This is a genomic window from Candidatus Neomarinimicrobiota bacterium (assembly GCA_034716895.1).
Taxonomy (GTDB): domain Bacteria; phylum Fidelibacterota; class UBA8477; order UBA8477; family JABMPR01; genus JABMPR01.
In genome coordinates this window covers 1-9,243 of sequence record JAYEKW010000192.1, presented here as the reverse complement: position 1 = coordinate 9,243, position 9,243 = coordinate 1, and the positions used below count along the sequence as shown (strand labels likewise).

Below are 9,243 nucleotides of genomic sequence, written 5' to 3'. Positions count from 1 at the left end.
TGTTCAATTGGCTCAGTTGATCGATATTCTGCTGGTATCGCTGGCAGTAGGTGCATCTATTTTAGCGGTGATCAAATATTTTGCTGATCTTGGACGCAAACCAAAGAATGGGCAATCAGTGAGTTGTGCCGGTTGCAACGCTACCTGTCAACCTGATATTCAAAAAAATCCAACCATAGGGCTAATCCGCAATATCAAATCGCTTTAATGTTTTCCACAGGTCAGCTAATACTTTTTGCCGCTTTCACCGAGATAGTCATCGATCTGATGGGCGACTTCCTTGATCAGTTTGGTGCGTTCCCGATGCTCCAGGAAAGCACTCTTGAAACCGCTGATAATAAAGTCTTTGAAGTCTTCCATGTTGAAATTAAAAGTCTTATGAGCTAACATATACTCATCTACCAATGTGGTCCCACTAATAAGGCGGTTATCTGTATTCAGAGTTACCCGCAGACCATAATTATGGTAAAATCCGATGGGGTGGTTTTCGATCTTATCAATTGAACCAGTTTGGACATTACTGGTTAAGCATATCTCCAGGCAAATCCGGTGATCATTGATATAATTCATGAGATCACCATCTTCCCGCAAGCGTGTCCCGTGACCAATACGATTAGCACCGCAATAGTGGATAGCCTGATGGATGGAGGCTGGTCCGTAAGCTTCACCGGCATGCAGCGTTACATTCACATTATTATTGCGGGTGAGATAAAAAGCTTTGAGGTGATCTTTGGCTGGAAAATTCTCCTCTGCACCAGCCAGATCGTAACCCACCACGCCACGGTATTTGTAGGCAACTGCTAATTCTGCTAACAGAATCGAAGATTCAATTGAGAAGTTGCGAATTCCGCAAATGATAACACCTGTTTTAATGTTGAATGCTCTTTCGGCATCATGAAGACCAGCTATAACCGCGTCAAGGGATTCCATAGGCGTCATACCCTGATCCTGGTGCAGGATTGGGGAATAACGTACCTCCAGAAGTCTGACATTCTCAGCAGCTGCATCCTCAGCCAGTTCGAAAGCCGCTCGTTTCAGTGCTTCAGGAGTCTGCAATACAGATAGAGTAATCTGGAATTTATCAATATATTCTTCAAGATTCTTAACCCGCCCCTTAACCACAACAGCTTTGATCAATTCATCCCGATCGCTTGTACCTATATCCACTTTATTCTTTTGAGCCAGATCCAGAATGGTATCAATTCGTAATGACCCATCAAGGTGACAGTGGAGCTCTGGTTTTGGCAGCTCCTTCAGAAAATCTCTACGAACCGGCTTCATCAGTTCACCCCCTGTTCAGTGCGGTCGGATTTTAAAGTGGTCAAAAACCAGACTGCAATTGCGATAATAAGCAGAGGCCCCAGCCAGCTAAAACCACCGAAGGTTGGCCACCAGTCCTTGTTTGCAGTGAGGAAGATCGGCAGAGCAACAAAAATACCCATCAAAGCTTCACCTGTGATCATACCGGCCGCCAGTAACAGCCCCTTCTTACGGGTCGTCTCTGTAGCTCCCATCTTATCACCAACATGAGCCAGCATTCCACCCACAAAAATGGGAGTCGAAAGTGAGATCGGCAGATAGATACCGACGGCAACTGCAAGGATAGGAATCCGGAAATCGGATCCTCTCCGCTCCTGGCGAATATCCAGACCAATGATTATGATACCCAGGATAGCACCTGATATGACCATACTCCAGGGTAGGTTGCCTTGGAAGACACCTTCAGCCACAGCCTTCATCAGGGTTGCCTGTGGAGCGGAAAGAGTCGGAGAACCAATTGTGTAGGCAGTATGCAGAATATCAAGAACCAGACCGAGAACGATGGCGGCACTCAACACACCGATAACCTGCATAACTTGCTGTTTCCAGGGCGTCGAGCCAATAATATGTCCTGTCTTGAGATCCTGTAGATTATCCCCGCCAATTGCGGCCGCATTACATACCACAGCACCTACCATGATGGCTGCGGCTGCACCCTGCAATGATCCTGAACCCAGGATAGCCAGTAACAGAAGTGAAGCAAAGAGGACGGTGGCAACGGTTACACCTGAAATGGGGTTGTTTGAAGAACCTACAACACCTGCCATATAGGCTGCCACAGCAGAGAAGAAAAATCCAAAGACCATCATGATAACGGTAATCAGGAAAGCCAGTTGAAAAGTTGGTAGAATGTCATGGTAGATCATAAACACAGGAATCATAAGGACCAGTAGTGCAATTCCCACGTATTTGATAGGGATATCATTTTCTTCACGTTTAATAGTTTCGCCTGACTGGACCTTACTATAAGCGGCCAAACTGGATTTGATTCCGATCATGAGTGGTTTGAACAATTTTATCAACGACCAGATTCCACCAACTACCATAGCACCCACGCCCAGGTAGCGGATCTTAGTATCCCAGATCGTGTTGGCAGCATCCAGTGCGTTTCCCTCATATCCATAAATTGCAGTGTAAATGGGAATTGCCACAAACCAGGATATCACACCACCGGTAAAAACCAGGATACTGATGTTGCGTCCCACGATGTAGCCGACCGAGATCAGCGCTGGTGAAAGATCCATTCCAAAGCCAAATACGGAACGGCCGAAATGGGTGGCACCTTCCAGAGCTGAATGCCACAAGGCGAAACCCTGTTGACCCAGTTTCATGATGGCAGCCGTAATGCTTGCCAATGTTAGCAGTCGTAAGCCACCTTGAACTGAATCCGCATCAGAGCTATCATTAGCATGGCCAGTTCTTAAAACTGCAGCGGTAGCGATTCCCTCGGGGTAGGTCAATTTGGCTTCAACGATGAGAGCACGACGGAGGGGAATTGTAAAGAGCACACCGATCAAACCACCGACACTGGCTATTTTGGCTATTTCCAAATAATTAAATGTTTCCCAGTATCCCATGAGTAATAAAGCAGGGATAGTAAAAATGACACCAGCTGCCAGAGATTCACCAGCTGAAGCGGCTGTCTGAACGATATTATCTTCCAGGATATTATGCTTTTTAAACATGCTCAGTATACCCATACTGATAACTGCGGCAGGTATGGATGCAGAAGCGGTCATGCCGGCGAAAAGTCCCAGGTAGGCATTAGCACCGGCCAGGACCATGGATAATAGTATTCCGAGAAAAACTGCTTTGACGGTAATTTCAGGTAATGGCTTGCTCACGATGTCCCTTTCAATCTTCGAATTAGCCTGAAAGATAAGTGAGATTAAAAACAGGAAAAGTGCTAAATACGACAGCCTCGCGAGTGAACTCAGGCTATTTTTGCTTTAAGTGCCTCAAAATAGGTCTGCCATTTTAAACTAATTTCACCTCTTGACAGGAAGAAGGTATACCGTAGCCCTCCGACACCTATGGAGATGGCATTATAATAATCCATAGTGAAAATCGTAATGCTGTTCAAAGCCCATGACTCTAATTCCTGATCCTGCTGCATTAAGCAAAAACGTTGATTTGTGAGGGTCAGGGTCAGATCAGCCTCTATTTCAGCACCTGCTTCACTTGTAAATTTTTCCAATGCCGAGTTAAGAAAAGCGTGCTCTTCAGGGGCTAAAGTTATGCAATCAGGTGGATCCAGCGAATATTCCAGAGCCTTGACTCTAATCGTTCTCAACCATGATGGAAGTGAGTGAATTTGAGCAGAATCTACCTGGGATAAGGAATAATCATTTGCTACATGCCACACTGATCCACAATGAGAGCATTTGATCTCACGAGGTGAAGTGACAGTAATGGAATTATGCGCGTGACATTTACAGCAAGCCCATAAAAAATTATCCAGCCCCTTGGTGACGTCACTGGTCTTAACTCGACGGAATGATTTGGATTGTGCGAATATTGCTGCTTGGATCTGCGTCTCAAGTTTATCCAGATCCGATTGATCTTCTACTGCTATAATTGGCTTAAAAGTGGCAGATACCTGTCCTCGTCGTCGATTAGGTGCCCATCTTGGCCAAATTTCGTAAGCACCATCTAAGTGAACTGGCAAAATGGGAACTTTACTGTGCTGGATCAATTTCAAAGTTTCTTTCAGGATGGGCAGGGGAGAACCATCGATTGAGCGACCACCTTCAGGGAATATCCCCACTACCTGACCGCGTTTGATCATCCTGATCATGGTTCGTATTGATTTTAGATCCTGGCGATGCCTTCTCATGGGGAAAGTTCCGATCCCCTTTAGCAGGAAACGCATCAGAGGGGTAGTAAACACATCAGCAGTTGTTACAAACTGGATCTCAAAAGGTAAAAATATCCCGAAAAGGAAGGGATCGAGGTAGCTCTCATGGTTTGCCACCAGTATAAAAGGTTTGTCGTGGGGGATATGTTCTTTTCCAGAAACCTTAATCTTATACCAATTGCGTAAAACCAGCATCCCGAACAACCAAACCAACTGAGGAAGTAATCGGACTGATTGATGTTCAGGGATTTGCAGTTTCCAATGCAGAAAGGGAGTGTTTTTTTTATAATTGATATAACGTTTGCCCAAAGAACGGATCAATAGATTTTCTTGAACGAATAACAAAAAAAGGATGCAGCCTGAAGTCACTCCAAGCCATAATAGAATAGCATTTGGTGTGAATCCGAAAAATAGTAGCAATACACCCAATTGGTAGCTCGAGAAGAACCAAAAAGCAGGATGACGATTACGAGCATAGAATCCCACATCCACAAGGCGGGTGGCAATTGTTGAGAAATGCAGGGTTCCATCACCGTAACGCAAGATCAGCATGTCCGAAAAAAGGATTCCAGCCAAACCAAGTCCCAGAAGGAAGCAGATCGTCGCCCATTCCAATGAGCCAGTTGCAGAAAGTGTTCGTTCAGATCCAATCAGGCTAAGCAAGCCGGGGAGGATCATAAGTTTGATCGAAAGACCCCCAAAGTTACGAATAGCTCGCTTGAATTTATGCATAGGGAGCATGTTAATCCAAATCCAAGGTAGGGACAGAATATTATACTTTCTATTTTATTCGTGATCATCATCTAATGCACTTGCCCCAGGCTATAACCTCGGATATATTCCGTCTCCGTTTTGCTGGACAAGTTTGGAGAAGTTTTCAAGAAACAGAGATCAACTGTTGGGTTGGTCATATAAGTATTGGTGTGCCACAGTGGAAGCTCAGAGAATGAAATTTGAAACTGAAATAAAAGATAATACACTTATTGTAAGAGTCAAAAATACCACTTTTGATATTCGTGGCGTGAAAGCCTTTAAACGCGATATTTTCATGGCTATTGCTGAATCTGATTTTAAGAATATTATGATCAATATGGAAAATGTGCGTATGGTGGATAGTACAGGACTAGGCGGGTTGCTTTTTGCCAAAAGACAGGCAACTATTAAAAAAGGTGAGTGCTATTTAGTGAAACCACAACAGAAAATCAAGTCGTTGATCAAGATATCCAAGTTAGAGGATGTGTTTACTATTGTTGATAGTGAAGCAGATGTGGTAAAAGACTGAACCATGCCTGAAGTGAATTAAAAAAAAGCGGCATTGGCCGCTTTTTTTGTCCGTATACTTTAAAAAAAAACAGGGACAACTAAAATCCGGAAGCGGGGGAATACGACCAGACCGATGTCCCTGTAAAATCGTGATAAAAATAGTAGTATATCTATCAAATGTCAATGGTTTATATTGCCAATATCAAAGAAAACATGAAAATATGATGATGAGAAGATGAATCACGGTTTGGACACTGCCTTAGTTTGCTTATTTTAAACTCTGGATCGACACTTAATGAATTCTTTTGAACGATAATGGGACAGGAGATACAGGCATGGGAAATAAACAGCTATTTCTGGGTTTTTGGATCATATTAATAGTGATCAGTTTGACTTCTTGCGCATTTTTTAGTGAGTATGGAAAGCTGGAACGCTCAGCCAGGGAAGCTTATAGCCGAGCTGATTATGACACAGCAGTCTTTATGCTTGCCAGGAGTTTACAGCTTGAGCAGGACTATGAAAAGAGTCAGATTCTGGCGGCAGATGCTTTTCTCATGGCCAATCGGTTGCATCAAAAGCGCATCGAAGAATTGAATATGAGTTCTGAAAAATTCAGATACGATGAACTCGTACGTGAATATCAGACCCTGGTGAATCTGCATGAGGCCATGCAGGTTTTGCCTCCTATTCGTCATCCCAAAACCTCAATCCCACTGGAATTTCCCATCGTAAATTATGCTGGTGAACTAGGTGAAGCAAAAGAACAGGCTGCACGGTCGCACTACCTTGCCGGTGAAAGTTTGGCTCTATCTGAAGCGATGGATGACCAAAAAGCCGCTGCCAAGGAATTCAAAAAAGCATTGGGCTTTGTTTCGCAGTACAAAGATGCAGCGATCCGTTATGAACTGAGTCGAAAAGCCGGTATTAAAAGGATTGCCCTTTTTCCCTTTGATGATCTCAGTGGCAAGCGGAAACGATATGGTTCAGTTGAAGAGTTGGTTGTGGATCAGATGGTAACATCTGTCATGAAGGATGCTTCTGCTACCGAATTTCTGGAACTTATCAGCCGCGATCAATTGGATAGAGTGATAAATGAACAAAAACTAGGTCTCTCAGGAATGGTAAATGAAGAATCTGCCATGGAGGTGGGAGCCATTCTGGGGGTTCATGAGATCATTACTGGAAAGATCACTCAGATCATTTATACACCGGTTCAAACTGTGCACAGGGATTTCAAAGAAACCAGTAAAGTTGTTGCCAAGACTGAAAAATATAAAGATAAGGATGGCAAGACCAAAACTCGTAAGATCTACAAGGATGTGGAAGCACAGGTCAGGCTCTATACCCGGACTAGCAAAGCTGTGATCAAGGGTTCCTATAAGATCGTTGACATCAGGACAGCGAAATTGGTGAAAAGTGAAGCATTTGAAGGCAAGGCCGACTTCAGCGCGGAATGGGTGACCTTCAGGGGTGATGAGAGAGCTTTAAAATACCGTACTTTAAAATTGGCAAAGAAGGGCGAAACGGTTGCCCCGGTTGCCGAGGAAATGGTCAGTAGGGCAGCGGCTGATCTGGCAAATTCTTTGAGTGCCACGATCAAGATCTACGCAAGGTAGATTATTTACGCATACAGGGGTTTAGAGGCTGTGTGAAAACTTCATTGCGCCGGAATAATTGCTTGCTAATATTATCTTTAGTATCCTACGTATAGTGCTGTTACTATTGATACTTACCCTAGGCTTCAGCCTGGGTGTTATAACAATATTAAAAAGGAGGGCTTTAGCCCAACAATACTGGGCTAAAGTCCAAAGAAACAGTAGGTTATCATACCCCAAAGTTAAAGCATGGGGTAAGCGTTGTCCCTATTCTCACATAGCCTCTTTAGACCGTATTAATCTTCACCTGATATTTTTATTTGGCTGAATCCTTATCTGGTATCAGATATGAGAAAATAAGTACAGCTGCAAAGGCGATCACAAAAGCTGAAAAGCGAGCGGTCACCCATTCACCAAAAAGATCAACCACAGTGAAGAAGGTTCCACTGATCATACCGGCAATTACACCGGCCTTGCTTATCTTTTTCCACCAGAGGATCAGTAAAAGAGCTGGTCCAAAAGATGCTCCCAAGCCACCCCAGGCGTAGCTGACCATTTCAAAGACCAGATCATGGGATTGCCAGGCCAGGTAAAAGGCGACCAGTCCGATGACGATGGTTAGCATTCTGCCGATAAACAACAGGTCAAACCGATCTTTCAGTTTGCCGAAATAATTGGCGATCAAATCCTCAGTGAGTACCGTGGTGGAAACCAGCAGTTGACTATCAGCTGTGGACATCATGGCTGCAATGGCGCCAGAGATAAAGATTCCGGCAATCCAGGGGTGGAGTAGGTTTTGTGCCATAATAGGCATGAGCTTTTCCGGGTCATCCAGGGAGGCAACAGAACCCAGGAGTTGACCCTCAAACAAAAGCGTTCCCGAATTGAGCAGGAAGTAGCCGGTCAGGCCGATAAACAGACTGCCAAAGAAGGCGGGTACTGCCCATGAAATGGCGATACGGCGGCTGATCTTAATATTTTCAGGTTTGTCAATAGCCATGTAGCGGGTCACAAGATGGGGTTGCCCCATGTACCCGAGACCCCAACTCAGACCGCCAATGGCGGCGGAAAAAGCCGCCATACCCGCCTTACCTCCAAAAAGAGTTGAAGGTTCGAGGACAAACTCAGCTGAGGGTAGCGCATTGAGCTCAATAAAAGCAACAGCGGGTAATATCACCAGGGTGCCAATCATAATAACACCCTGTACCAGGTCAGTCCAGGCTACAGCTAGAAAACCACCCATCAGAGTGTAAAAAACAATGATAACAGCACCCAGGAGCATGCCCTGAAGCTGGGTGATCCCAAAAGTGACATTCAGTACTTTTCCAGCACCGGAGAACTGGGCTGCCACGTAAAAAGTAAAAAAGAAAGTAATGATCAGGGACGCCAGAACCCGGACAGTGCCCTGATCATCTTTAAACCGCTTGGCAAAAAGTTCGGGTAACGTCAGCACATCATGTCTCTCAGTCGCCAGGCGCAGTCGTTTGGCAATGATGAACCAGGAAAAAGTGATACCGGCCACACAGCCCACGACTGTCCACAATTCCAATAGTCCGGCTACCAGGGCCGCTCCAGGGAGTCCCAGGATCAACCAGGCTGATTCACCGGAGGCTCGTTCTGAAAAAGCGATTGCCCAGGGCCCTAACCGGTTTCCGCCCAAAGCAAAATCTTTCATGGAGCGTGTGAGACGAGCCGTATAGAATCCGACACCCATGATAAGGGTCAGATAGAGAATAAAACCAAGGGTTACGGGATCCATCTCATGTTTCCTTTTGATAGATAGCTAGAATATTACTTCTTAGATATTGAAAACCTTTTGCTAGGGTCAGGATATATGGAACCAGAAAGATCCAGAAAAGCAAGCGGCTGTTCAATGAAGTTTGCTCGATCATGATTAATTTCTTGAAATGCAGAGTGTTGATGTTTCGTTTAACTCTGGTTGGAGAATTTAAACGATGGTGAGTTCTGAAGATATCCTGGTCATCTTCATTGAAGATCTTCCCGATGAGGAACTGCTTAAGTCTATCAGACACCAGTTTTGGTAAAAAGATCAGAGGACTCCACTTATTGGTTGTGAGAATAATCATTTTGCCATTTGGTTTTAAAATTCTTTCAATATCGGATAGATCATCCGGTAAAGTCTCCAGGTGCTCTACTACCATATGCAGGGAAACAACATCAACAGAACAATCAGGCAGAGGGATCTTT

The 9,243-nt window shown here is 44.6% G+C and carries 8 protein-coding genes; 3 read left to right on the top strand and 5 right to left on the bottom strand.

Annotation, left to right across the window (positions count from 1 at the left end; genetic code table 11):
* Nucleotides 1-208, top strand: a 208-nt coding sequence (locus U9Q77_11550) for a hypothetical protein (GenBank protein MEA3287991.1), incomplete at its 5' end; no start/stop codon positions are given.
* A gap of 17 nt (nt 209-225) precedes the next feature.
* On the opposite strand, the gene add is transcribed toward U9Q77_11550, so the two are convergent.
* The 3 genes from add to U9Q77_11535 form a co-directional block, all read right to left on the bottom strand.
* On the bottom strand, nt 226-1,281 hold the full coding sequence (add, locus tag U9Q77_11545; protein MEA3287990.1) for an adenosine deaminase: 1,056 nt from the start codon (nt 1,279-1,281) through the stop codon (nt 226-228).
* A complete protein-coding gene (locus U9Q77_11540) occupies nt 1,281-3,164 on the bottom strand; it encodes an oligopeptide transporter, OPT family (protein MEA3287989.1) in 1,884 nt (627 codons plus the stop codon). Before U9Q77_11540 ends, add begins: the two co-directional genes overlap by 1 nt.
* Nucleotides 3,165-3,253: 89 nt before the next feature.
* Nucleotides 3,254-4,909: a 1-acyl-sn-glycerol-3-phosphate acyltransferase gene (locus U9Q77_11535; protein MEA3287988.1), complete on the bottom strand. Its 1,656-nt coding sequence runs from the start codon at nt 4,907-4,909 to the stop codon at nt 3,254-3,256.
* Between the two features lie 214 nt (nt 4,910-5,123).
* Here U9Q77_11535 and U9Q77_11530 point away from each other — a divergent pair, with 214 nt between their 5' ends.
* Entirely contained in the window at nt 5,124-5,459 is a 336-nt protein-coding gene (locus U9Q77_11530) for an STAS domain-containing protein (protein MEA3287987.1), read from the top strand.
* Between the two features lie 316 nt (nt 5,460-5,775).
* On the top strand, nt 5,776-7,056 hold the full coding sequence (locus U9Q77_11525; GenBank protein MEA3287986.1) for a CsgG/HfaB family protein: 1,281 nt from the start codon (nt 5,776-5,778) through the stop codon (nt 7,054-7,056).
* Between the two features lie 295 nt (nt 7,057-7,351).
* Here the strand turns inward: U9Q77_11525 and U9Q77_11520 are convergent, their stop codons facing one another.
* Together U9Q77_11520 and U9Q77_11515 are read right to left on the bottom strand one after the other, a co-directional pair.
* Nucleotides 7,352-8,794, bottom strand: coding sequence for a sodium/proline symporter (locus U9Q77_11520; GenBank protein MEA3287985.1), 1,443 nt, complete (start codon nt 8,792-8,794; stop codon nt 7,352-7,354).
* A gap of 1 nt (nt 8,795) precedes the next feature.
* On the bottom strand, nt 8,796-9,243 hold a 448-nt coding region (locus U9Q77_11515), incomplete at its 5' end, for a methyltransferase domain-containing protein (protein ID MEA3287984.1).